The sequence below is a fragment of the Acinetobacter sp. 16 genome (assembly GCF_033439925.1).
In the GTDB taxonomy this organism is placed as follows: domain Bacteria; phylum Pseudomonadota; class Gammaproteobacteria; order Pseudomonadales; family Moraxellaceae; genus Acinetobacter; species Acinetobacter junii.
Map to the genome: position 1 here is coordinate 260,252 of NZ_CP137746.1, position 24,267 is coordinate 284,518.

Annotated in this window: 16 protein-coding genes, 2 tRNA genes, 3 rRNA genes and 2 pseudogenes; 15 read left to right on the forward strand and 8 right to left on the reverse strand. The window is 40.5% G+C overall.

What is annotated here, in order from left to right; translation table 11 throughout:
- The first annotated feature begins 18 nt into the window (after window positions 1-18).
- The 10 genes and pseudogenes from R2H34_RS01210 (at window position 19) to cysK (ending at window position 12,444) form a co-directional block, all read left to right on the forward strand.
- On the forward strand, window positions 19-618 hold the full coding sequence (locus tag R2H34_RS01210; protein WP_042892173.1) for a TetR/AcrR family transcriptional regulator: 600 nt from the start codon (window positions 19-21) through the stop codon (window positions 616-618).
- 36 nt (window positions 619-654) lie between these two features.
- Window positions 655-1,344: an ion channel gene (locus R2H34_RS01215; protein WP_004956532.1), complete on the forward strand. Its 690-nt coding sequence runs from the start codon at window positions 655-657 to the stop codon at window positions 1,342-1,344.
- A 159-nt stretch (window positions 1,345-1,503) separates the two neighbouring features.
- Window positions 1,504-3,480: a BCCT family transporter gene (locus tag R2H34_RS01220; RefSeq protein WP_075695880.1), complete on the forward strand. Its 1,977-nt coding sequence runs from the start codon at window positions 1,504-1,506 to the stop codon at window positions 3,478-3,480.
- Between the two features lie 717 nt (window positions 3,481-4,197).
- A 16S ribosomal RNA gene (locus R2H34_RS01225) occupies window positions 4,198-5,734 on the forward strand.
- Window positions 5,735-5,793: 59 nt separating this feature from the next.
- A tRNA-Ile gene (locus R2H34_RS01230) sits at window positions 5,794-5,870 on the forward strand.
- A 70-nt stretch (window positions 5,871-5,940) separates the two neighbouring features.
- Window positions 5,941-6,016 (forward strand) — tRNA-Ala (locus tag R2H34_RS01235).
- A 392-nt stretch (window positions 6,017-6,408) separates the two neighbouring features.
- A 23S ribosomal RNA gene (locus R2H34_RS01240) occupies window positions 6,409-9,299 on the forward strand.
- Between the two features lie 174 nt (window positions 9,300-9,473).
- Window positions 9,474-9,588, forward strand: a 5S ribosomal RNA gene (gene rrf, locus R2H34_RS01245).
- The 16S, 23S and 5S rRNA genes sit together here with 2 tRNA genes alongside, the layout of an rRNA operon.
- A gap of 202 nt (window positions 9,589-9,790) precedes the next feature.
- Window positions 9,791-11,345 (forward strand): annotated as a pseudogene (locus tag R2H34_RS01250) (Na/Pi cotransporter family protein).
- Between the two features lie 97 nt (window positions 11,346-11,442).
- On the forward strand, window positions 11,443-12,444 hold the full coding sequence (gene cysK / locus R2H34_RS01255) for a cysteine synthase A (RefSeq protein WP_075695879.1): 1,002 nt from the start codon (window positions 11,443-11,445) through the stop codon (window positions 12,442-12,444).
- Window positions 12,445-12,501: 57 nt separating this feature from the next.
- Here cysK and R2H34_RS01260 read toward each other — a convergent pair whose 3' ends face one another.
- The 5 genes from R2H34_RS01260 to R2H34_RS01280 all read right to left on the reverse strand — a co-directional run bounded on the left by R2H34_RS01260 (window position 12,502) and on the right by R2H34_RS01280 (window position 15,576).
- A complete protein-coding gene (locus tag R2H34_RS01260) occupies window positions 12,502-13,020 on the reverse strand; it encodes a lytic transglycosylase domain-containing protein (protein ID WP_042893722.1) in 519 nt (172 codons plus the stop codon).
- A 362-nt stretch (window positions 13,021-13,382) separates the two neighbouring features.
- Window positions 13,383-13,946 carry a lytic transglycosylase domain-containing protein gene (locus tag R2H34_RS01265; protein WP_004917154.1) on the reverse strand — a complete coding sequence of 188 codons (564 nt, stop codon included), beginning with the start codon at window positions 13,944-13,946 and terminating at the stop codon, window positions 13,383-13,385.
- Between the two features lie 328 nt (window positions 13,947-14,274).
- The gene (locus tag R2H34_RS01270; protein WP_004917151.1) at window positions 14,275-14,505 is read right to left on the reverse strand and encodes a DUF2798 domain-containing protein; all 231 of its coding nucleotides are present in this window, start codon (window positions 14,503-14,505) and stop codon (window positions 14,275-14,277) included.
- A 4-nt stretch (window positions 14,506-14,509) separates the two neighbouring features.
- Entirely contained in the window at window positions 14,510-15,073 is a 564-nt protein-coding gene (locus tag R2H34_RS01275) for a flavodoxin family protein (protein ID WP_042892292.1), read from the reverse strand.
- A gap of 14 nt (window positions 15,074-15,087) precedes the next feature.
- On the reverse strand, window positions 15,088-15,576 hold the full coding sequence (locus tag R2H34_RS01280) for a DUF2938 domain-containing protein (RefSeq protein ID WP_075696862.1): 489 nt from the start codon (window positions 15,574-15,576) through the stop codon (window positions 15,088-15,090).
- A gap of 81 nt (window positions 15,577-15,657) precedes the next feature.
- On the opposite strand from R2H34_RS01280, the gene R2H34_RS01285 reads away from it, so the two are divergent.
- From R2H34_RS01285 to R2H34_RS01305, 5 genes are all read left to right on the forward strand, one after another.
- A complete protein-coding gene (locus R2H34_RS01285; RefSeq protein WP_042892297.1) occupies window positions 15,658-16,062 on the forward strand; it encodes a helix-turn-helix domain-containing protein in 405 nt (134 codons plus the stop codon).
- 125 nt (window positions 16,063-16,187) lie between these two features.
- Complete coding sequence (locus R2H34_RS01290) at window positions 16,188-17,438, forward strand: esterase-like activity of phytase family protein (RefSeq protein WP_167543090.1); 1,251 nt, start codon at window positions 16,188-16,190, stop codon at window positions 17,436-17,438.
- A gap of 78 nt (window positions 17,439-17,516) precedes the next feature.
- Complete coding sequence (locus tag R2H34_RS01295) at window positions 17,517-18,725, forward strand: MFS transporter (RefSeq protein ID WP_151711476.1); 1,209 nt, start codon at window positions 17,517-17,519, stop codon at window positions 18,723-18,725.
- Window positions 18,726-18,880: 155 nt separating this feature from the next.
- A complete protein-coding gene (locus R2H34_RS01300; RefSeq protein WP_004958398.1) occupies window positions 18,881-21,265 on the forward strand; it encodes a YgiQ family radical SAM protein in 2,385 nt (794 codons plus the stop codon).
- Window positions 21,266-21,565: 300 nt separating this feature from the next.
- Entirely contained in the window at window positions 21,566-22,099 is a 534-nt protein-coding gene (locus R2H34_RS01305; protein ID WP_004917136.1) for a DUF2726 domain-containing protein, read from the forward strand.
- On the opposite strand, the gene R2H34_RS01310 is transcribed toward R2H34_RS01305, so the two are convergent.
- The 3 genes and pseudogenes from R2H34_RS01310 to creD form a co-directional block, all read right to left on the reverse strand.
- Window positions 22,096-22,452 (reverse strand): RidA family protein, encoded by a 357-nt coding sequence (locus R2H34_RS01310; RefSeq protein WP_004958403.1) that lies wholly within the window; start codon window positions 22,450-22,452, stop codon window positions 22,096-22,098. The genes R2H34_RS01305 and R2H34_RS01310 overlap by 4 nt on opposite strands.
- Before the next feature lie 75 nt (window positions 22,453-22,527).
- A pseudogene (locus R2H34_RS01315) lies at window positions 22,528-22,731 on the reverse strand (hypothetical protein).
- A 61-nt stretch (window positions 22,732-22,792) separates the two neighbouring features.
- The gene (gene creD, locus R2H34_RS01320) at window positions 22,793-24,196 is read right to left on the reverse strand and encodes a cell envelope integrity protein CreD (protein ID WP_004958405.1); all 1,404 of its coding nucleotides are present in this window, start codon (window positions 24,194-24,196) and stop codon (window positions 22,793-22,795) included.
- Window positions 24,197-24,267: the final 71 nt, after the last annotated feature.

A 24,267-nucleotide genomic window follows, 5' to 3' on the forward strand; every position in this document is an offset into this window, starting at 1 on the left:
TTTTAACAGAGCCTCTTGATGAGAAAACGCCCACAACAACAACGCGCCAAAATGATCGTTGAAAGTATTTTGGAAGGTACGCAAAAATGCATTTCCGAACAGGGGATTCTGCAACTCACAACATCAAAAATTTCAGAAAAATCAGGTGTAAGCGTTGGTTCGATTTATCAATACTTTGAAAATAAAGATCAGATTGTTTCTGAACTGCTGTTAAGAAAAAGTGAAAATTTAGGACAAGCACTGAAACAGCTGGTGATGCTTCAACAACAGACTGCGATTCAAGATATCATCAGATTGAGTATTGCATTTGGTTTTGAGTCCCTAAAATCCGATGAAGGTTTTTTCATCGAAATTTTAAAAAACTGGCACGCTTATAGTGATTCAGATGCAGCGCAAGTTTTGGAACAGCATTTTTTAGAAATAGGGATGTATTTATTTGGGCGTTATTATCCGCATTGGGATTTTGAAACTTTAAAACATAAGTCCTTTGTGATTATTAACAGTACATTATTTACAATGATGCGTTATGCCAGTAAGAATACGTTTTTAATCGAAGAACAACGCTTACAACAAGAACTCACCAATATGATTATTTCTTATTTAGATGCCATATCATGAGTTCAGAAAAACAATAATTTGGACATGGAAAAAGTAATGCAAACAATAAAACAGTTTTGGAATGGATTTAGATTGTTGCCATCAGCTTGGCTCTTATTGGTGCAATTGGCTTTATTAATTTTAGCTACAATCACTTATGACGATAGTGCCTATCGTGCATTAACATGGTCATTAGGCGTTTTAGCCTTACTTATTATTGCAAAAGTCATTCGACAAACCCCAGTATTTGCATTTTGGGGACTGTTCTTTGTCAGTGGCGCATTTATATTTTCTATTTTGATCTTTGTCGGTTTTGACAATCATACAATACAGATTACGGCATACAGTTTTGAAGCCTTAGCCTATTTTTATGCAGCGTATGGTTTACTAAGGTATATGTTTTCAGATCGTTATCTCACAAAAGACGAATTATTTGCGGCTGGTGCCGTATTTACTTTGATCGCTTGGGCATTCGCTTTTTTATATAGTATTTGTCAGATTATTTTGCCGAATAGTTTTCAAAATCCAAACCATCCTGAAGCCTTACAACGTTGGTTAGACCTACTCTTTTTGAGTTTTAGTTTGCAATCAGCCACAGGATTATCTGATCTTATGCCACTCAGTCCAGCCGCTCGAGTATTAACCATGCTACAGATGTTTGGCGGTGTGATGTATTTTGCAGTGATTGTTTCGAGATTAATCGCGCTACAATATATTCCTCATGCACCGAAAAATTCACAAGATTAATCTTTAATTCTGTTACAGCATTACAACTGCGTTATTTTTCACGTTTTATATACTTTTGTTTGAGTTTTTCTTGTTTTGAACTCGCTTTTGTTCACATTAAGTGAATGTCTTATTTGACCTATAGGTCTGTCATGATCATTAAAATAATATGGGTGAATTATGTCTTCCAAGACTCCTTCGCAGTTTGCGAATGTGAATCCAAATGTGTTTTTTAGCACAGTCATTATTATCGCAATTTTCTTAGCAATTGTGATAATTGCCCCAAGCTCGTTTGAGTTTTTAACTCAACAACTGAAACAGTGGATCACTGATTCGTTTAGTTGGTTCTATGTATTATCAGTCGCCGTTTTCCTTATTCTACTGATTTACATCGCCTGTTCGGACAGTGGGAAAATCAAACTCGGACCTGATCACAGCCAGCCTGAATATAAAAATGGTTCGTGGTTTGCCATGCTATTTACGGCAGGCATGGGGATTGGTTTGATGTTTTTTGGTGTGGCTGAACCTGTCATGCACTATGTCAGTCCGCCGAGTGGTGATCCTGAAAGTGTCGCCTCAGCTCAACAAGCATTAAGAATTACCTTTTTTCATTGGGGATTACATGCATGGGCAATTTATGCCTTGGTGGGTTTAGCTCTAGCGTATTTTGCGTATCGACATAATTTGCCTTTAAAAACACGTTCAGCACTTTATCCTATTATCGGTGAACGGATTTATGGCCCTTTGGGCGATAGTATTGATACTTTTGCAACGATTGGAACTGTATTTGGTGTCGCGACTTCATTGGGTTTTGGGGTAACGCAAATTAATTCAGGTTTGCATTATTTATTTGGGATAGAACAAAGTACAAATATCCAAGTTGGACTTATTATATTTGTCAGTATTTTGGCATCTTTATCTGTTTTTCTAGGACTCGATAAAGGCGTGAAACGCCTTTCTGAATTAAATCTAATTCTCGCTTTAACCCTTCTTGCTTTTGTATTTATTGCAGGGCCGAGTATCTATCTGTTACAGACCACGATTCAAAATACAGGTTCTTACATCTCAAATTTATTTGCGATGACTTTTAATCTTTATGCCTATCAACCCAATGGTTGGATTGGAGGATGGACAATCCTTTATTGGGCATGGTGGATTTCATGGTCTCCATTCGTGGGAATGTTTATTGCAAGAGTATCAAGAGGACGAACAATTCGCGAGTTTATTGTTGGTGTATTACTGATTCCTACAGGCTTTACTATTATTTGGATGGGCTTTTTAGGAAATGCGGCACTTTTTAGCATCATGCAAGAAAGCAATACCAATTTAATTCAGGCGGTACAGTTAGACTCTTCGGTTGCATTATTCGAATTTTTAAATCATCTTCCATTCTCAGGAATTTTAAGTTCTGTTGCCACGCTTTTGGTTATACTTTTTTTCGTTACCTCAGCTGATTCGGGTGCATTGGTGACGGATTATCTCACCTCAAAAACTGAAAACTCACCGACTTGGCAGCGTTTATTTTGGACTGTCTTGATGGCGCTATTGGCGATTACGCTTTTACTCGTCGGTGGTCTAGCCGCATTACAGTCATCCATTATTATGAGTGCATTGCCTTTTACGATTGTGATGTTGTTGATGAGTTGGGGGCTTTTAAAAGCATTGAATTTGGATGTAACCAAAACTCGAGCTATCCAAGAGGCACGTATCACACCACGCGCAATCAACAACCCACGAAGTTGGCAGCAACGTTTAGGATTGATTATGCATTATCCGCATACAGAACAAGAGGTGAGAAACTATATTGCTAATGATGTTCGTAAAGCCTTTGAAAGCATTCAACGAGAATTCAAACGTCGACATTTAGAAGTTGACATTCAAGAGACTGAACAGGGCTTGCAGCTACATGTTGACCATCAGCATGAAATTAACTTTATTTATAAAGTCGTATCACATGCAACGCTTCCACCGAGTTTTATGCTCGGTCGATCTGAGATTGATGATTCTTCATATTTCCAAGCCGAAGTGTTTTTGCGAGAAGGTGGTCAAAACTATGATGTAATGGATTGGACGCAAGAAGATTTAATTCAGGACATTATTGATCAGTATGAACGACATCTTTATTTCTTAAATATTGTACGAACGACAACTTCCTAACCCTCAAAAATAATTTTATGAGAGATTAAAATAATGGCTTCAAAGTAATTGAAGCCGTTATTTTATTTTGAATGAATTAAATTTGAGCATTATTGAACTTTAAGAAATATTTTCTAACTCAGGATGTTGTCTAAAATACAGGCTAAATATAAAAATAGAGCTAGTTTTCTGTCGATAATTAAAACAAATTTTTAATAAAATTATTAAATTACAGAGGCTTAGGTTTGTAAAATTCATTTTTTCTTATAATTAATAAATTTTAAATTATATAAATCAGTAGATTAGATAAGTTAAAGTTTAAAAATAAAACAACCAAATAATTAAATTTTTAAAACCGCTTGCAACCCTCCTGAAATGCTGTAGAATGCACATCCATCGGCGGTGATGCGGATAAAAACTTATTGAGAAACAAGGATTTGGCTAAAATGGTTGGATTCTTGGGTTGGTTGATAAGTTTTAAAAATATCTAAATTACCTGTTGACTTTAAAGAAATTTAGAGTAATATAGCCGACCTAGCTTGATGATGACGAATCATCGAGAAGATCATTAAGAGAATAGAAGAACAACTTGTGTGGATTTTTACTGGTTGATCGATCGAAATAATTTTCATTGATTGAATGGTAGAAATTTCTCGAAGTTTATTTGAGCGAATTTTTAGTCAGAAAATTGATGAGCCAGAATTAGCACCTTGTCTTAACTAAGGTGCAAAATGATTTTAACTGAAGAGTTTGATCATGGCTCAGATTGAACGCTGGCGGCAGGCTTAACACATGCAAGTCGAGCGGAGATGAGGTGCTTGCACCTTATCTTAGCGGCGGACGGGTGAGTAATGCTTAGGAATCTGCCTATTAGTGGGGGACAACATTCCGAAAGGAATGCTAATACCGCATACGTCCTACGGGAGAAAGCAGGGGATCTTCGGACCTTGCGCTAATAGATGAGCCTAAGTCGGATTAGCTAGTTGGTGGGGTAAAGGCCTACCAAGGCGACGATCTGTAGCGGGTCTGAGAGGATGATCCGCCACACTGGGACTGAGACACGGCCCAGACTCCTACGGGAGGCAGCAGTGGGGAATATTGGACAATGGGGGGAACCCTGATCCAGCCATGCCGCGTGTGTGAAGAAGGCCTTATGGTTGTAAAGCACTTTAAGCGAGGAGGAGGCTACTGAGACTAATACTCTTGGATAGTGGACGTTACTCGCAGAATAAGCACCGGCTAACTCTGTGCCAGCAGCCGCGGTAATACAGAGGGTGCGAGCGTTAATCGGATTTACTGGGCGTAAAGCGTGCGTAGGCGGCTTTTTAAGTCGGATGTGAAATCCCCGAGCTTAACTTGGGAATTGCATTCGATACTGGGAAGCTAGAGTATGGGAGAGGATGGTAGAATTCCAGGTGTAGCGGTGAAATGCGTAGAGATCTGGAGGAATACCGATGGCGAAGGCAGCCATCTGGCCTAATACTGACGCTGAGGTACGAAAGCATGGGGAGCAAACAGGATTAGATACCCTGGTAGTCCATGCCGTAAACGATGTCTACTAGCCGTTGGGGCCTTTGAGGCTTTAGTGGCGCAGCTAACGCGATAAGTAGACCGCCTGGGGAGTACGGTCGCAAGACTAAAACTCAAATGAATTGACGGGGGCCCGCACAAGCGGTGGAGCATGTGGTTTAATTCGATGCAACGCGAAGAACCTTACCTGGCCTTGACATACTAGAAACTTTCCAGAGATGGATTGGTGCCTTCGGGAATCTAGATACAGGTGCTGCATGGCTGTCGTCAGCTCGTGTCGTGAGATGTTGGGTTAAGTCCCGCAACGAGCGCAACCCTTTTCCTTACTTGCCAGCATTTCGGATGGGAACTTTAAGGATACTGCCAGTGACAAACTGGAGGAAGGCGGGGACGACGTCAAGTCATCATGGCCCTTACGGCCAGGGCTACACACGTGCTACAATGGTCGGTACAAAGGGTTGCTACACAGCGATGTGATGCTAATCTCAAAAAGCCGATCGTAGTCCGGATTGGAGTCTGCAACTCGACTCCATGAAGTCGGAATCGCTAGTAATCGCGGATCAGAATGCCGCGGTGAATACGTTCCCGGGCCTTGTACACACCGCCCGTCACACCATGGGAGTTTGTTGCACCAGAAGTAGGTAGTCTAACCGCAAGGAGGACGCTTACCACGGTGTGGCCGATGACTGGGGTGAAGTCGTAACAAGGTAGCCGTAGGGGAACCTGCGGCTGGATCACCTCCTTAACGAAAGATTGGTGACCGGTAAGAATCCACAACAAGTTGTTCTTCGAAGATGTATCTGAGGGTCTGTAGCTCAGTTGGTTAGAGCACACGCTTGATAAGCGTGGGGTCACAAGTTCAAGTCTTGTCAGACCCACCACTACTGACGAAGTGATGAATAATCACAAGCTGCTAGATAAAAAGATATGTCGTTCATTATGATTAAAGCTGGGGACTTAGCTTAGTTGGTAGAGCGCCTGCTTTGCACGCAGGAGGTCAGGAGTTCGACTCTCCTAGTCTCCACCACGAATTAGATGAAACATTTAATTCAAAGCTAGAGTAAATTATAGAAATTAATAAATATCTAAATAAATCAAAAGAGATTTTGATTTGAGTTTATTAACTTCTGTGATTTATCACAGTTTACTACTCGCTGACGAGGCGGTAGTTAATCATTAACAGATTAGAATTTGAGTCTGAAATAAATTGTTCAAACTCGATTAAATAGGAAGATAACAAGTAATTGTTAAATTAATATTTAATCTGAGAACTAGCAAAAACACTGAATCAAGCGTTTTGGTATATGAATTTAGATTGAAGCTGTATGGTGATTAAATTCACAGACAACAAACCAGTAGCAATTAAGTTTGCAACGATAACACTCACTTGTATGTGTTAACGACTGTTTGGGGTTGTATAGTCAAGTAATTAAGTGCATGTGGTGGATGCCTTGGCAGTCAGAGGCGATGAAAGACGTGATAGCCTGCGAAAAGCTCCGGGGAGGCGGCAAATATCCTTTGATCCGGAGATTTCTGAATGGGGGAACCCACCCGCTATAAGGCGGGTATCATAAACTGAATACATAGGTTTATGAAGCGAACGAGGGGAAGTGAAACATCTCAGTACCCTTAGGAAAAGAAATCAATTGAGATTCCCTTAGTAGCGGCGAGCGAACGGGGAGCAGCCCATTAAGTTATGTGTGTTTTAGTGGAACGCTCTGGGAAGTGCGAACGTAGAGGGTGATATTCCCGTACACGAAAGGGCACACATAATGATGACGAGTAGGGCGAGGCACGTGAAACCTTGTCTGAATATGGGGGGACCATCCTCCAAGGCTAAATACTCCTGACTGACCGATAGTGAACCAGTACCGTGAGGGAAAGGCGAAAAGAACCCCTGTGAGGGGAGTGAAATAGATCCTGAAACCGCATGCATACAAGCAGTGGGAGCCGACTTGTTCGGTGACTGCGTACCTTTTGTATAATGGGTCAGCGACTTATATTCAGTAGCGAGGTTAACCGAATAGGGGAGCCGTAGAGAAATCGAGTCTTAATAGGGCGTTTAGTTGCTGGGTATAGACCCGAAACCAGGCGATCTATCCATGAGCAGGTTGAAGGTTGGGTAACACTAACTGGAGGACCGAACCCACTGTCGTTGAAAAGCCAGGGGATGACTTGTGGATAGGGGTGAAAGGCTAATCAAGCCTGGTGATAGCTGGTTCTCCCCGAAAGCTATTTAGGTAGCGCCTCGGACGAATACCATTGGGGGTAGAGCACTGTTTCGGCTAGGGGGTCATCCCGACTTACCAAACCGATGCAAACTCCGAATACCAATGAGTACTATCCGGGAGACAGACTGCGGGTGCTAACGTCCGTAGTCAAGAGGAAAACAATCCAGACCGCCAGCTAAGGCCCCAAAATCATAGTTAAGTGGGAAACGATGTGGGAAGGCATAGACAGCTAGGAGGTTGGCTTAGAAGCAGCCACCCTTTAAAGAAAGCGTAATAGCTCACTAGTCGAGTCGGCCTGCGCGGAAGATGTAACGGGGCTAAAACTATGTGCCGAAGCTGCGGATTTGACATTAGTCAAGTGGTAGGGGAGCGTTCTGTAAGCCGATGAAGGTGTATTGAGAAGTATGCTGGAGGTATCAGAAGTGCGAATGCTGACGTGAGTAACGACAAAACGGGTGAAAAACCCGTTCGCTGAAAGACCAAGGGTTCCAGTCCAACGTTAATCGGGGCTGGGTGAGTCGACCCCTAAGGCGAGGCCGAGAGGCGTAGTCGATGGGAAATTGGTTAATATTCCAATACTTCTGTGTAATGCGATGAGAGGACGGAGAAGGTTAAGTCAGCCTGGCGTTGGTTGTCCAGGTGGAAGACCGTAGGCATGCATCTTAGGCAAATCCGGGGTGCTCTATGCTGAGAGTCGATAGCAAGCTGTACTTGTACAGTGAAGTGGCTGATACCATGCTTCCAGGAAAAGTCTCTAAGCTTCAGTTACACAGGAATCGTACCCGAAACCGACACAGGTGGTCAGGTCGAGTAGACCAAAGCGCTTGAGAGAACTCTGCTGAAGGAACTAGGCAAAATGGTACCGTAACTTCGGGAGAAGGTACGCTGCTGACGGTGATGGGACTTGCTCCCTGAGCGGTTGGCAGCCGCAGAAACCAGGCCGCTGCAACTGTTTATTAAAAACATAGCACTCTGCAAACACGAAAGTGGACGTATAGGGTGTGATGCCTGCCCGGTGCTGGAAGGTTAATTGATGGGGTTAGCGTAAGCGAAGCTCTTGATCGAAGCCCCAGTAAACGGCGGCCGTAACTATAACGGTCCTAAGGTAGCGAAATTCCTTGTCGGGTAAGTTCCGACCTGCACGAATGGCATAATGATGGCGGCGCTGTCTCCAGCAGAGGCTCAGTGAAATCGAAATCGCTGTGAAGATGCAGTGTACCCGCGGCTAGACGGAAAGACCCCGTGAACCTTTACTGCAGCTTGACATTGAACTTTGACCTTACTTGTGTAGGATAGGTGGGAGGCTTTGAAGTTGGAACGCTAGTTCCAATGGAGCCGTCCTTGAAATACCACCCTGGTAATGTTGAGGTTCTAACTCTGTCCCGTAATCCGGGACGAGGACCATGTCTGGTGGGTAGTTTGACTGGGGCGGTCTCCTCCTAAAGAGTAACGGAGGAGTACGAAGGTGCGCTCAGCGTGGTCGGAAATCACGCGTAGAGTATAAAGGCAAAAGCGCGCTTAACTGCGAGACCCACAAGTCGAGCAGGTACGAAAGTAGGTCTTAGTGATCCGGTGGTTCTGTATGGAAGGGCCATCGCTCAACGGATAAAAGGTACTCTGGGGATAACAGGCTGATACCGCCCAAGAGTTCATATCGACGGCGGTGTTTGGCACCTCGATGTCGGCTCATCTCATCCTGGGGCTGAAGCAGGTCCCAAGGGTATGGCTGTTCGCCATTTAAAGAGGTACGCGAGCTGGGTTTAGAACGTCGTGAGACAGTTCGGTCCCTATCTACCGTGGGCGCTGGAAATTTGAGAGGATCTGCTCCTAGTACGAGAGGACCAGAGTGGACGAACCTCTGGTGTACCGGTTGTCACGCCAGTGGCATCGCCGGGTAGCTATGTTCGGAAGGGATAACCGCTGAAAGCATCTAAGCGGGAAGCCTACCTCAAGATAAGATTTCCCTAGGAATTTATTCCTCTAAAGAGCCGTTCGAGACTAGGACGTTGATAGGTTGGGTGTGGAAGCACGGTGACGTGTGAAGCTGACCAATACTAATTGCTCGTGAGGCTTGACTATACAACACCCAAACAGTTGTTGTATTCAAGATAAATTCAATACATAACTTGATTTAGTGTACAAACTAGTTACAATACAGACCAATTATCTAATCCGTTAATAACTCTTTGGATCGTAAGTAAGGCAAACATTATTAATTAATGTGAATAAGACCCGAAAACACCACAACAGTTTGCTGGCGACAATAGCAAGAGTGAACCACCTGATCCCTTCCCGAACTCAGAAGTGAAACCTCTTCGCGCTGATGGTAGTGTGGCGTTTGCCATGTGAGAGTAAGTCATCGCCAGCTTTTAAATCTAAAACACCCCTAACCTAACGGTTAGGGGTGTTTTTTATTGAAATAAGAAAACTTAAAACTAATCTCAATTGTTTTATCTCTACTTCAATTTATAATCGAGTTAAATTCATAATTATAAAAAAGGAATTCAGCATTGAATGTAATTATCCAGTTGCTAGGTGGTATAGGCCTATTCCTTTTAGGCATGTCTCTGATGACGGATAGCTTAAAAGCAATCGCTGGTGAAGCTCTACGACAATGGTTAGTTGGATTTACAAATTCTCCGATTAAAGCTGTTTTATCAGGGATTGGTCTAACTGTAGTTGTACAATCCTCTACAGCTACTACTTTAGCAACAATTGGTTTTGTCAGTGCAGGCGTTCTTAGTTTTAGTCATGCAATTGGAGTGATTATCGGAGCGAACATAGGGACAACAAGTACGGGATGGTTAGTTGCACTGCTGGGATTGAAATTCTCAATTGCAAGTTTCGCCTTACCTATGATCGGAATTGGAGCTCTGCTTAAAGTATTAGGTAATGAAAAAGTTTCTTTTTTAGGATTAACTTTAACTGGATTCGGCCTGCTATTCTTTGGAATTCAAATATTACAAGATGCGATGAGTGGTATCGCTGAACTTATTGATTTATCTCGTTGGGCAGAGCCAACACTTATAATGAAGGTCATTTTAGTGGTGATAGGCATTTTGATGACCATTCTATTACAGTCATCAAGTGCAGCAATAACAACGACATTGGCAGCATTATCTACTCAAGCAATCAATTTTGAACAAACTTTAGCATTAGTGATCGGTCAGAACATTGGGACCGTCGCAACAGCAGTACTCGCGGCGATGGGAGCGACCACAAGTGCAAAGCGGACAGCAGCGGTTCATGTTGTTTTTAATGTAGTTACGGCAATTTTTGCTTTTCTTATTTTGTCTCCAATCTTTGTATGGGCATATCAACATGTGGATGCGATCCATCAATTAGATGAAGTATTGTTAGTTGCAGCATTTCATACAGCTTTTAGCTTATTGGGAGCATGTATTTTCATGCCTCTTTTACCTAAATTTGAGCAACTGATTATCCGTTTACTACCTGAACAAGAGCCTGTGACGACCTGTTATTTGGATGAGTCACTTTATAGCGTTCCAGCATTGGCAATTGCAGCAGTAGAACGAGCATTATTGAAGTCGATTGCAGATATGTACAGTGTATTGGTTCGTTGTATCCGAAACGAGATTATTCCTTCACTTGTAAATATAAGTGAATATGATCATACACTTGTAAAAGTTGAGCAGTATCTAAAAGAAATGTCGATTCCACAGTCGAATATTGATCAGCAGCGCTTTATTATTTTGTTACGGTTAGTTGTGTATGTTCGAGTGCTTAAAAATGATTTAGCTGATGTTTCTAAAATTGAATTTGTTCAAAATCAAAGCATTATTTATGATTTAGCACAGCGTTTCGCCACAGTTTTGGAGCAGAATATTTCTTATTTACTGCAGCAACCTTTTTCAAATTTACCTGAATCATTGGTAAATGAATTAACTGAAATAGTCGAAGAGCTGAAAAAGAAACAAGAATTTGTTCGACAACAACTGATAGAAGATGCTGCAAACAAGAATATTCCTGCGACTTATACTTTAGAGCTCTTAGCTGCGGCAAAGATGGTTGGAACATCTTATGGTTCACTGTAGCCGTGTAGCAATCTTGTTGAGTGATACAACACACATATTAGTGGATGATGAAGTAGAGTTAGCTCATTAAAATATAACTTTTCATAAATCCTACGTTTTCTACTTTCCTACTCAGCTGACAAGCCTATAATGATTGAGAATCATTCCAAATCTAATAAGGAAATAACATGTCGACCGATCAACAATTTCCAACGCCTGCAAACTTAGGGATAGCAGTATATTCAAACAATGCTGAAGCGATTGGTAATACACCATTGGTTCGTATCAATCGTCTGATTAAAACTGGCGCAACAGTATTGGCAAAAGTTGAAAGTCGAAATCCTGCATTCTCAGTGAAGTGCCGTATTGGTGCAGCTTTGATTGCGGATGCGGAAAAGCGTGGTGTGTTGAAAGCGGGTATGCATATTGTTGAACCAACCAGTGGCAATACAGGAATTGCATTAGCATTCGTTGCAGCGGCAAAAGGTTATCCAATCACTTTGACGATGCCAGCCAGTATGAGTTTAGAACGCAGAAAAGTATTAAAAGCTTTAGGTGCGAATCTTGTTTTAACTGAACCTGCTAAAGGTATGAAAGGTGCAGTAGATGAAGCGGTTCGTTTAGCAACGGAAAATCCAAAGCTTTATTTTCTACCACAACAATTTGAAAATCCAGCCAATCCACAGATTCATGTTGACACCACAGGTCCAGAAATCTGGCAGGCAACCAATGGGCAAGTTGATATTCTAGTTGCAGGTGTTGGCACGGGCGGGACAATTACTGGCATTTCTCGTTATTTTGAGCAAGTTCAGAATAAGCCAATTTATTCTGTCGCAGTTGAACCTGCTGAATCTCCAATCATTACTCAAACTAAAAATGGTGAAAGCATTTCACCCGCACCGCATAAGATTCAAGGCATTGGAGCGAACTTCATTCCTAAGAACTTAGATTTGGATTTGGTGGATGAGGTTGTACCAGTGAATAGTGCTGATGCGATTGAGTGGGCAAGAAAGTGTGCAACTCAAGAAGGCATTTTGGTTGGTATCTCAAGTGGTGCAGCTTTAGCAGCAGCAGCTCAAATTGCAGAACGTCCTGAAAATACCGGTAAAACCATTGTGGTGATTTTGCCTGATAGTGGTGAGCGTTATTTATCTTCTGTTTTATTTGAAGGTTTATTTGACGAAGCTTGATTGCATTGTTGAGTGAGTAAAAACCATGCCTAAGCGCATGGTTTTTTATTACTTCTATTATAAGGCTTTTTTTAAGGTTTTTTCATGGCGCTTAACTGAGCGTGCATATTTCTTCGCTTTATGGCGAGTCCAAAAACTACGTTCATAGCCTGTCGGTCCAACATTGTAATACGCTACAGCTTTAGACCAACTTCCAGCAGATTTGTAATAGCTGGAAAGAATATAAGCACCACAGTTGATATTGGTATTTTCATCATACAAATTGCCAGGGCAAGACGTACTCCAATAACTAGAAATAATTTGAGTTAGACCAATCGCACCTGTAGGAGAGCGCGCTGAGCTATTAAAATTTGATTCTTGGCGAATTAGTGCAGCAAGTAAAGTCGGTGAAACATCATAACGTTCAGCACTTTGCACAATCATAGGAGATAAACGATTGGCAGTATTTGGAGCAACAGAATAAGCATTTTGCAAACCTGAAGACAATTGATTAGATCGGTTTGCAAATGATCCGCTTAAACTACTGCATGCTGTCATACTGATCGCTATCATGCTCAAACTAATTTTTAAAATCATTCTATTAAATTTATTGATACGACTGTATTGATCAGTATGATTGAATAAGAATTGCAAAATAATAAACCAAAAGTACCAAGATGAATTGATGGTATTAACACCATGTAAATGAGTCAATAATAGTTATTTTACGATCATGTGAAGAGCATTGTTTGGACATAAAAAAAGCCCCGACATCCTGTCGAGGCTTTTTCATATTTGGTTTCTTGCCGTTAACTCCTGTCAACGACCACGTCCTGTGCTTCTTGTTGTTCTGAATGAGACTTCCTGTCTCTTTATGATTCTTATGATAGAGCTTTATACTTTAGTCGTATATTCGCTAATCACCGAAACTGATGTACGTATATGCGTACATGATGTAATCATAATGCTTCTTTTAAAGCTTGCTCATGGCGTTTTACTGAGTTGGCGTAGCGATGTGCTTGATTGCGCATGTAGAGGCTTCTTTTATAACCGGTTGGTCCGACATTGTAATAACCAAGTGCTTTGAACCAATCACCAGTCGCTTGATAGTATTTTGCAAGAATGTATGCGCCACAATTAATATTAATCTGTTCATCATAAAGATTTCCAGAACAGGTCTGTTGCCAAAACTTGGGACGTACTTGGGTCAATCCCACAGCATCTGCTGATGATCTGGCATTGGCGATATAGCTAGATTCTTGTCGAATCAGTGCAGCAAGTAAATGTGGAGAAATATTATAAGATTCAGCGCTTTGCAGAATCATCGGTGCGACACGATTTGCAGTCGTTGGATGAACAGAAAAAGCCGTTTGAATGCCTTGTGAAAATTGTTGTGAATGGTTGATTGTTGGTGATTTTGTTGTTGTACATGCAACGATGAAGTAGGCACTAATAACTATAAAGCTGAGTTTAAGACATTTGTTTTGAAACTGAGTAAAAGAAAATCTGTATCGCGTTATCATCGTGAAAAAAGTGTGTCCATTCTATAAAAGCACGCGGATAGTAAAAAAGAGGCCTATTGCGGGTCAATGATGGTTCATAGGCAAAATCGTTCGTTTTTATATTTTAGGCTTGACTTAATTTAGAAAAAAAGAAGCCTCGACTTCCTGTCGAGGCTTCTTCGTATTTGGTGCTATCACCAACTCCTGTCGATGACCACGTCCTGTGCTTTTTATTATTTTAAATGAGACATCCTGTCTCTATGTCTTGCATTCTAGGTAAGTATTGGCATGTTGTATATGCGTTAATCACTTGATTTCGTGTAGGCTGTGGCTTACATAGTTGAATATCTCAATGTTTCAAATTGGCTGTCTTTATTATCCATGCTACTAGCTTTTGAGCAATCGGTGCACAGACTAATACACTTGGAAATGCAAACATCCACGCCACAATCCAAGCTGACATCCACATTGAAAAGAAGTTATCAATTAAACCTACCGCTTTAAAGGTAGTAATTCCTGAGATGAGAAATGACATCATGCAAGATAATATGAATGGAAATAAAAGACTTGCTGCCTTCACGTAATCACCTCTGAATTGCATTTAAATTTAATGCAAAATTTTGCCCGAATAATTGGGCGGTTTTAATATCACCAAAATCAAACGCATTGGCTGCACTTTGATGTTCAGCTTGTGCCATTAAACCTGACCAAGAACCAAGACGATTGAGTGCCTGAGTATAAGGTATACCTTGATGTTGTTCAGGTAGAACAGGATTACCAATCCATATCATACCGTGTTGCATACAAAAGGTGAAAAGTGAAATGAGTGTCGACTGTTTATCTCCAGCAGGAAGTGATGAAACCGTAAATCCTGCCGCGAGTTTTCCTTTTAGGCTTTGCTTTTTCCATAATGGTCCTGTGAGATCCATCAGTTGTTTGAAGGTGCCTGAAACACCGCCTAAATAAGTTGGACTACCCCAAATGAGTCCATCATATTGGGTGATGAGGTCTGGATGAGCCATCAATGATTCTGCTGTAAACAAATCAATTTGAATATTCTCTACTTGTGCAGCACCTATTTGAATTTGCTCTGCAATAAATTGAGTATGACCTTGGCGGCTATGGTAGATAATTGCGATAGATTTCATGGAGTCGTCCTCGATTAGAAAAAATTAAATAATTCAGCGGTGAGAAATAAGCCACCCCCAAAAATACTGTGATTGATCAAGCTTTTGATGCGGTTAATAAAAGGCTGAGGTGTTTTTGAGGCAGCGATACCTAAACCCATCGCGGGTTGCATGATCAGGAAAGGGATCAAAACAGTGATCACACCAAAGGAAAGTGCAGAACGAAATTGAGGTTCAGCCAACCAATTTTGGCCTACCATTAAAATAAAGCTGAAAGAGAAAATGACACCCACACTGTAATGAGCAATCCAGCCAAGTAGGTATTCATGTCGAATTTCTGGACTTTGAGAAATGGATTGATGCTGGATTTTTCCACGCAAAATCCAGCCAATCCAACGTCCAAGTAAAGCAAAATTTAACGTTGGGATATTGAATATTTTTAATATCAACAACCAAATATCCATGATGATGGTTGCACCAATACCAAGTCCAAAAATGTAGATCAATCGTTCCAACACATTCATTTCATCACCTTGAGCCTTTACCAATAAAATCTGATAAATTGATTGTGCAAGTTCAAGTCAACTTGAAGTCAAGGGGGATTTATGGATATTGGTGAAGTCGCAAAAAAAGCAAAGCTCACGACATCGACATTGCGCTTTTATGAACAGAAAGGGTTAATCAAATCGATTGGTCGTCATGGCTTACGTCGTCAGTACAGTAAACAAGTTTTGGATCAACTGGCTCTCATTGCATTAGGTCGAGCAGCAGGCTTTTCATTGGATGAAATTGCAAGCATGTTTGGGCAGGATGGAAAGCCTGAGTTGGATCGGAAAATGCTGAATGATAAGGCAGAACAATTAGAACAAATGACACGACGTTTACATTTTATTAGCGAAGGATTGAGACATGCTGCGATATGTCCCGCAGAAAATCATATGCAATGTCCGACTTTTCAGAATTTTTTAAAAGCTGCGATTGCAGGTGAATATCAGCCCACAAAACTCTAAAACAAAACAGAGTTTTAAGGAGAAAGCATCTGATTGCATCGCCATAAAGATGTCATTTTATTGAAGTCAAAGCTTCATAAAAACTTGTTCTAATTTTTCTTAATTTTTACCAAATGTATAAAACCATGAACAAGAAAACTTTATTGGCTTTATTGTGCTGTAGTGCTTTGGCTTTAACGGCATGTAATGATGATGATCAAGATCAAAAAACATCGGTAGATCAAGTGACTGAGCCGACCTTGATTTCTTTTGCTAAGCTGCCTGTAGAAACCTATGCGATTGGACCTGATTCTGGCAATGCTGTCAGTGGCGGTAATGGTATTTATCCACCATTTAAAGGGCAACCTGTACAAGGTTTCTCGGCTGCTTTGAAAAATGAAGACGGTAGTTATATGGCGATGTCTGATAATGGTTTTGGTACGCAAGACAATTCAGCGGATTATTTATTGCGTATTTATAAAATCAAAGCCGATTTCAGAACAAAAAATAAAGGTACAGGGCAAGTTTCAGTCCAAAGCTTTATTCAATTACGTGATCCCAATAAACGTATTCCATTTGAAATTGTGAATGGAAGTACTTCAGAACGATTATTAACGGGTGCCGATTTTGATCCTGAGTCGATGCAACGTGCAGTAGATGGGAGCTATTGGATCGGTGATGAGTTTGGCCCTTACTTATTACATTTCTCAGCAGAAGGAGTTTTATTGGATGCACCAATTGGATTGCCTAATCCTTTAAATTCAGCCCAAGAACTACGTTCCCCTCAAAACCAATTCAACAAAGCCAACATCAATTTTGTTGAGCCTTTGGTACAGCGCAGTGGGGGCTTTGAGGGAATGGCGATTTCTCCAGATGGCAAATATCTATATCCTTTACTGGAAAAGCCATTGCTGAATGATGCTACAGGTCAACTTCTGATTTCTCAATTTGATATTCAGAAGAAAAGCTATACGGGACAATATTATTGGTTCGCTTTAAATAGCAAGGCAACCAATATCGGTGATTTCCAATTGTTTAGTGATAAAGATGGCATCATCATCGAACGTGATGCGAGCCAAAATAATTTAGGTGGGTATAAAAAGCTGATACGAGTTACTTTGACCGAGCCTAAACAAATGGTAGTGCGTGAAGATTTGTTGGATTTAATCAAAATTGCCAATCCAAATTTACTCTATGGCACAGCGCGTGAAGGGGATATTGGAACAGGTCAGGTCTTTGCTTTCCCATTTGAAACGATTGAAGATGTAATTATTGAAAATGGAACGACATTAACTGTATTGAATGACAATAATTTCCCAGGTTCTTCGGGACGTAATGCCAAACTTGCGGACGACAACGAAATTATCCAGATTCGTTTGCCGAAAGCATTATTTTAAACGTCGGGTAAAATTAGCCGAAATGGTCATTCCTCATTTCGGTTGAAAGCGTATACTGATCAGGCAGAAGGAGTCCTCATGTCTGAATCAGTTACACGCCCAACCCATATTGAATATGGTTCAAAATCGTTTACCGCGATTTTATGGTCTTTGTTCTTTGCTGGTTTTGCTTCCTTTTCATCTTTGTACTGTGTACAGCCGATGATGCCAATCTTTGCAAAATTCTTTCAGGTCACACCGACCCACAGTAGTTTCCCTTTATCTTTTTCAACCATTGCACTCGCGATTGGTTTGTTGTTCACAGGATTCATATCTGATCGTTATGGACGCAAAAGGATTATGGTGTTTGCCTTATTTTTTGTTTCCATATTATTGCTGATTAGTGCTTCATTTCCGATTTGGGAAATTTTTCTGACTACTCGTATTTTTATTGGCTTAGCAGTGAGTGGTGTCGCAGCGGTTGCAATGACCTATATTGGAGAGGAGATCGCACAAAAAGATATCGGTTTTGCCATGGGGCTATATATTTCAGGTACGGCAATTGGTGGAATGGGAGGGCGTTTAATCGCGGGAGTTTTAGTTGATTTTATTTCTTGGCAATCTGCTACTTATATTATTGGTTTTCTAAATCTGATTATCGCTTGTTTATTTTATTTTTTATTGCCCAAATCGCAGCACTTTAAACCGTATCCCTTTCGGTTTTCTCGCTTTAAGGATGCATTTGAACAAAACTTAAAAGATTCAAAATTAAGGATTTTATTTGCCCAAGGTTTTATCTTAATGGGCTGTTTAGTGACAGTATTTAACTACATTAGCTATCATTTATTAGAAGCACCATTTCACTTATCACAAGCATGGATTGGTGTGATTTCGATTGCTTATCTAGCAGGTATTTATAGTTCGCCTAAAGCCGCGCAATGGGGCTTTAAGTATGGACGAGTTAAAGTTCTGCCGATGATGTTAATGACGATGATGATTGGCTTGTGGTTTACACTCATTCCATCATTATGGTCAATTTTGATCGGTTTGATTATCTTCGCTTTTTCATTTTTTGCAGCGCATTCGACCGCAAGTAGTTGGGTTTCAGTACAAGCAGTTCAATATCGTGCAGTGGCATCCTCGCTGTATTTATTCTGCTATTACATTGGTTCAAGTTTGCTCGGCAGCTTCGGTGGATTGGTTTGGGAGCAGTTTGGCTGGATTGGAATTAATTTGAGTGTTAGTGTGGTTTTGGTGATTGGGTTAGTATCCGCTTTATATCTTGGTAAATTACAACGTTCAGCCTAAATTATTAAATCTGAATAAACTTTGTACAAATAATTTGTTATCTCCTTGTTCTTGAATGCTTTATAAACAGGGAAAATGAATTGAATTCATGTTAAAATGATCGGCTTTCATCTTTAGATGTCTCTCCTTCATCTGCTAGCCGAGATTCGCAAGCTATGTCTACTGCCTATACCAAGCAGACTGCGCCTAAAGCGCTGTTTGATTACGACAAATATTGGGCGTCGTGTTTTGAACCCGCACCATTTTTGCCGATGTCACGAGAAGAAATGGATCTACTCGGTTGGGATGCGTGTGACTTTATTTTAGTTTGTGGTGACGCTTATATTGATCATCCATCTTTTGTATCGGGTGTGATTGGGCGTGTGCTCGAAGCACAAGGCTTCCGTGTAGGTATTATTGCTCAACCAGATTGGACCAATGTTGAAAGTTTCCGTGTTTTAGGTAAACCAACCATTGCGTGGGGCGTAACTGCGGGCAATATGGATTCGATGATTAACCGTTATACGGCAGATCGTAAAATCCGTTCAGATGATGCTTATTCGCCAAATAATGAACCGAATAAACGTCCAGATCGTGCTGCCACGGTGTATTGTCAGCGTTGCCGTGAGGCTTTTCCTGATGTGCCAGTATTGCTCGGTGGGATTGAAGGTAGCCTACGTCGTATTGCTCATTATGATTATTGGTCAGACAAGGTTCGCCGTTCAATCTTGATGGATTCTAAAGCCGATTTATTAATGTATGGAAATGGTGAGCGTGCAATCATTGAAGTGATGCATCGTTTAGCTAAAGGTGAGAAAGTTCATGACATCACTGATGTTCGTGGTACTGCATTTATTATTAATAAACACAATAAAGCATCAAAAGCACAATTTGTTGAAATCGCAAGTAATGATGTGGATACGATTGGTCGTGTAGACCCAATTATCAATCCATATGTCATGACTGAAGATATTGATGGCTGTGAAGTTGAAAAAGAAAAAGGCAACTCACTCGCACAATATCAAAATTTCCAAAAAGAAATTGTGACCAATCCAATCGTTCGTGAAGGGGATCAACTTGATCCAGATACGCAGATCGTACAGTTAAAACCTGCGCCATCCAAAGCGATTAAACATAAGTTACCTCCACGTGAACTCGCTGTGATTCGTTTGCCTTCTTTTGAAGAAGTCGCCAATGATCAAGTGCTGTATGCGCACGCCAACCGTATTTTGCATCTGGAAACCAATCCAGGAAATGCTCGCGCATTGGTACAACGCCATGGCGAACGTGATGTTTGGATTAATCCACCACCAATTCCGTTAACAACGGAAGAAATGGATTATGTCTTTGATTTACCTTATGCACGTTTACCGCATCCAGCTTATGGTAATGCGCGTTTCCCTGCATTTGATATGATCAAATTCTCTGTGAATATCATGCGTGGTTGTTTTGGTGGTTGTACGTTCTGTTCGATTACTGAACATGAAGGTCGTATTATTCAAAACCGTTCTGAAGAATCAATTCTGCGTGAAATTGAAAAGATCCGTGATACTGCACCTCAATTTACAGGCATTATCTCAGACTTAGGTGGTCCAACGGCAAACATGTACCGTTTGCATTGTAATGACCCTGAAATCGAGAAGAACTGCCGTAAACCGTCTTGTGTTTATCCAGGTGTTTGTCAAAACTTACACACTGATCATGCGCCATTGGTTCAGCTTTATCGTAAAGCACGTGAAATCAAAGGCGTGAAGAAGATTTTGATTGGTTCTGGTCTGCGTTATGATCTCGCAGTATTAAACCCTGAATATGTCAAAGAGTTGGTACAGCACCATGTTGGTGGCTATCTGAAAATTGCACCTGAGCATACCGAACATGGTCCATTATCCAAGATGATGAAACCAGGGATCGGAACTTACGACCGCTTTAAACAAATGTTTGAGCGTTTTAGTAAGGAAGCAGGGAAGGAACAATATTTAATTCCTTACTTCATCGCTGCGCATCCGGGTACAACGGATTACGACATGATGAACTTGGCGATTTGGCTGAAAAAGAATGGTTTCCGTGCCGATCAGGTACAAACCTTCTATCCATCGCCAATGGCAACTGCGACCACTATGTATTATTCAGGCAAGAATCCATTGTCTAAAGTGGCGCGTTATACTGAAAATGTCGATATCGTGAAAGGCGAAAAACGTCGTCGTTTGCATAAAGCTTTCTTGCGTTACCATGATCCAAATAACTGGCCTTTATTACGTGAAGCACTGAAAGAAATGGGGCGTTCGGATTTAATTGGTAATTCGAAACAGCATCTGATTCCAACCTATCAGCCACAAGGCACGGCTGAAGGTGAATATAAGTCTGCTCGTAAGAAAAACTCGACCGTGGCTGGTGATTCTGTAAAACGTGGTCAACAGTCTCGTCCGCAGTCTCAATCGAGTCAGAAACGTCCACAAAAAGGACAAATCTTAACGCAACATACAGGTTTACCACCGCGTGAAACTGGTGATAAAAAGCCATTTTCAGGAAAGAGTAAACCTAAGGCTAAAGCTCATCGTTAATATTTAAAAGAAAGGGAAACATGCTTTCCCTTTCTTTTTGTCTGAAAATGTCAAAATAATCACAATTTAAGTGTAAAACTACAATTTATAGAAACATATACTGACAATATCAACTTGAAAATTTAAGCTATGATGATTATAAATAAAGAGCAGAACAGCTTTTACGACTTTGGTCGACTAGTAGAAAACGATTAAAAACTTTAAAGTTGCACTGCTAAAATGACTTTGCTATCGCTGTTATTGATTAAAAAATGGCATAAAGCCAAATGATTATAAAAAATCTAAAGGGATTGGTTAGAAATGTATTATTTCATTACATTAGCTGGGTTGCTAATAATTGCAGCACTCGCGCTTCGGCGTATGCATCAAAATCAACGTCAAGATAGCCCGTTAAAACGCCGCGGCATTCTCACGATTTCTGAACAAATTACACTTATGCGCTTACAGGCTGTTTTGCCACGTCATACTGTACTTGCACACGTGTCTTTTGATGCTTTATTGACAACAAAATATGCGCATACACGCCGTAAGTATCAAGGACTAGTGGCAGATTTTGTGGTGCTTGATCAACAATATCAGGTTCTCGCTGTGATTGAGATTGCAGATGAGTCTTCAATTAATCGTTTAAATCAAAAATACTATCAAGATAGTTTGTTGGAGCTGGCTGGTTATAAAGTTCTACGCTACGGTAGTATTCCAACAGAACATGAATTACGTGAAGATTTGGTATCTGATCCTTATGAATCAAATACCATTATGACAACTTCATCTACCTCATTGCCTCAAACAGAACGTATGATGAAGTACAGTATGTTTGCTGCAAAATCGTCTTAATCTGGAAGAACAGCAGTAACGGTCATTTCTACTAGTACGTCAGGTGCATAGAGTTTAGATTCTACGCAGGTACGTGCTGGGGGATGACCTTCAGCAATCCATGCATCCCAAACCGCATTCATCGCGGCATAATCTTTCTCGATGTCTTTAAGAAAAATAAGCACTGACAAAATATGGGTTTTATCTGTTCCCGCTTCCGCTAGTAAACGATCGATATTATCTAAAGTCTGCTGTGTCTGAGCAGTTACATTTACACTGGTATCATCAGCTAATTGACCTGCTAAATGAACCAAATTTCCTGAAATTGCGACTTCGCAGTAACGAGAAGTGACATGCAAACGCTGCACAGACATAAGATTTACCTGAATGAATAACAATAGAAAAGATTGTACTTGATACGATTCTGATGCAGTGTAAATTTGTTTAAATTAGGCTGAAAAAGTTTCTATTTCCATTAATTTACGTTGTTTGAAAATCAAAATAGAGCGGGATTGTGGGCAAATAATAATATTGCCTAGATTCAGAAATTGAATTTTGGCTTATCGAAGTTGATTTAAACAGCTCGCAATAGAGCTCTGGTTGGGACACAGTTGTTTGAGTTGGCTCAAAGCTGAAGTGGTCGTGTGATACATGATCTTATTCCTTATCATCATTGTTAAAAATTGGGCAAAGATATGACTTTGCCCGATTCGTTTATATGTTTTGTTGTTCGGATTGATACCAATTGACGTGGCGTGTGATGTACATGACGCATGCAATTAAAATGAAAGACAAAATGGAGCCAAACAAGAAAGTTTTTCCGCTGGATTGTAGTAATAGATACATCATGCCGTATAAAGCACTGAGCAAAACACCGAAGAGTATGGCGGCTTTAAAACCTTGAACGACGAAGTATAAATACCAAGTAATCAAGCCAATACATGCAACTGCCGCAATCAGATAGGCAAGGGAAAAAGCGTAATATTCACTGATTGATAGTAATAAGACGAAGAACACGCCTTGTGCCATGGCAACCAAAGCATACTGAACAGGATGAATTTTGAGATTCTTCAAAACCTCGAATAAAAAGAAGCAACCAAAGGTAATAATGATCACCATAATGCCATATTTGATGGCACGATCAGTTTGGGTATAAATATTAACGGGTTCTAAAAATTGCGTTGAAATACCAGAAATGTTATTTGAAGATGTATTTGAAGTAGCATAAGCAGCTTCAACATCACTGATCAGATTGCTTTGAGTATTTAAAGCTTGGTAAAAACACTGACTATTTTCACAGGTTGAGAGACGATCTAAATTACGTTTACCTAAAGCAATATTTTTCCAGTCCGCTTCAAAAAGTTGTCTTTTGCTCAGTTTCTTAAACGGTAAACTTTGACCATCGTATTTCACATCACCCCAATTGCCTTTAGCTTGATATGTCATCTCGTAACTGGTTGGGATAAAGGCAAATTCGCTTAAACCTTCTAGATCAAATTGTAGGCTAAAGCTAAAACCTTTTTGGAATTTTTGAATCAGTTCAGGATATTGCTTGCTGGTGATATGTAGTAGATCAAAGCCATGCTGTCCTTGGCTTTGTTCAGAAAAGTCAAATTTGTAATTTTTTCCATCAATATTAAATGTTGGCTTTGCGTTTAGACCGCGAGCATCTTGGATAGGAAAAATGATTTCAGCTTGATCCCAAAGATAGTTGTGTTGAGGTTCAATCGTAGCGCCTTTAAATACGCCTTTTCCTTGCATGTGATTTTGATAACTAATCGCTTTATACATACTACGTTTGTAGGTATTGTCTGAAACTTTAAATTCAGCTGTCCAGTCTGTTGTTTCTGCACCTAAGGTAATAAATGCTGTTTGCGTGCAATCGTAAGTTTTCTTTTGTTCATCGGTACATGTAGTTTGAATTTGATAGGGAAGTTTTAAATAGGGTGCAATCACTTGTTGTGGGCGAATTTGTTCTTTTGCAATGTCCTGAATCACTTGTTGTTGATAGCTTTGGCGCTCATCTACTAAGTTAGAGATAAAAAAAAGACCAATATAAAAAATCAAAATCAGGAACAAAATCGCTCCTATTTTCAGATTAATAAAGTTTCTGCGCATGGTGGATTCCATTGTCATTGTGGTATGACAAGTATCTCGAATCGATATGCGTTCTAAATGAGTTGTAATTG

Coding starts and splice junctions, on each gene's coding strand:
- R2H34_RS01210 (WP_042892173.1), top strand. CDS start 19: ATGAGAAAACGCCCACAACAACAACGCGCCAAAATGATCGTTGAAAGT.
- R2H34_RS01215 (WP_004956532.1), top strand. CDS start 655: ATGCAAACAATAAAACAGTTTTGGAATGGATTTAGATTGTTGCCATCA.
- R2H34_RS01220 (WP_075695880.1), top strand. CDS start 1,504: ATGTCTTCCAAGACTCCTTCGCAGTTTGCGAATGTGAATCCAAATGTG.
- cysK (WP_075695879.1), top strand. CDS start 11,443: ATGTCGACCGATCAACAATTTCCAACGCCTGCAAACTTAGGGATAGCA.
- R2H34_RS01260 (WP_042893722.1), bottom strand. CDS start 13,020: ATGATTTTAAAAATTAGTTTGAGCATGATAGCGATCAGTATGACAGCA.
- R2H34_RS01265 (WP_004917154.1), bottom strand. CDS start 13,946: ATGATAACGCGATACAGATTTTCTTTTACTCAGTTTCAAAACAAATGT.
- R2H34_RS01275 (WP_042892292.1), bottom strand. CDS start 15,073: ATGAAATCTATCGCAATTATCTACCATAGCCGCCAAGGTCATACTCAA.
- R2H34_RS01280 (WP_075696862.1), bottom strand. CDS start 15,576: ATGAATGTGTTGGAACGATTGATCTACATTTTTGGACTTGGTATTGGT.
- R2H34_RS01285 (WP_042892297.1), top strand. CDS start 15,658: ATGGATATTGGTGAAGTCGCAAAAAAAGCAAAGCTCACGACATCGACA.
- R2H34_RS01290 (WP_167543090.1), top strand. CDS start 16,188: ATGAACAAGAAAACTTTATTGGCTTTATTGTGCTGTAGTGCTTTGGCT.
- R2H34_RS01295 (WP_151711476.1), top strand. CDS start 17,517: ATGTCTGAATCAGTTACACGCCCAACCCATATTGAATATGGTTCAAAA.
- R2H34_RS01300 (WP_004958398.1), top strand. CDS start 18,881: ATGTCTACTGCCTATACCAAGCAGACTGCGCCTAAAGCGCTGTTTGAT.
- R2H34_RS01305 (WP_004917136.1), top strand. CDS start 21,566: ATGTATTATTTCATTACATTAGCTGGGTTGCTAATAATTGCAGCACTC.
- R2H34_RS01310 (WP_004958403.1), bottom strand. CDS start 22,452: ATGTCTGTGCAGCGTTTGCATGTCACTTCTCGTTACTGCGAAGTCGCA.
- creD (WP_004958405.1), bottom strand. CDS start 24,196: ATGCGCAGAAACTTTATTAATCTGAAAATAGGAGCGATTTTGTTCCTG.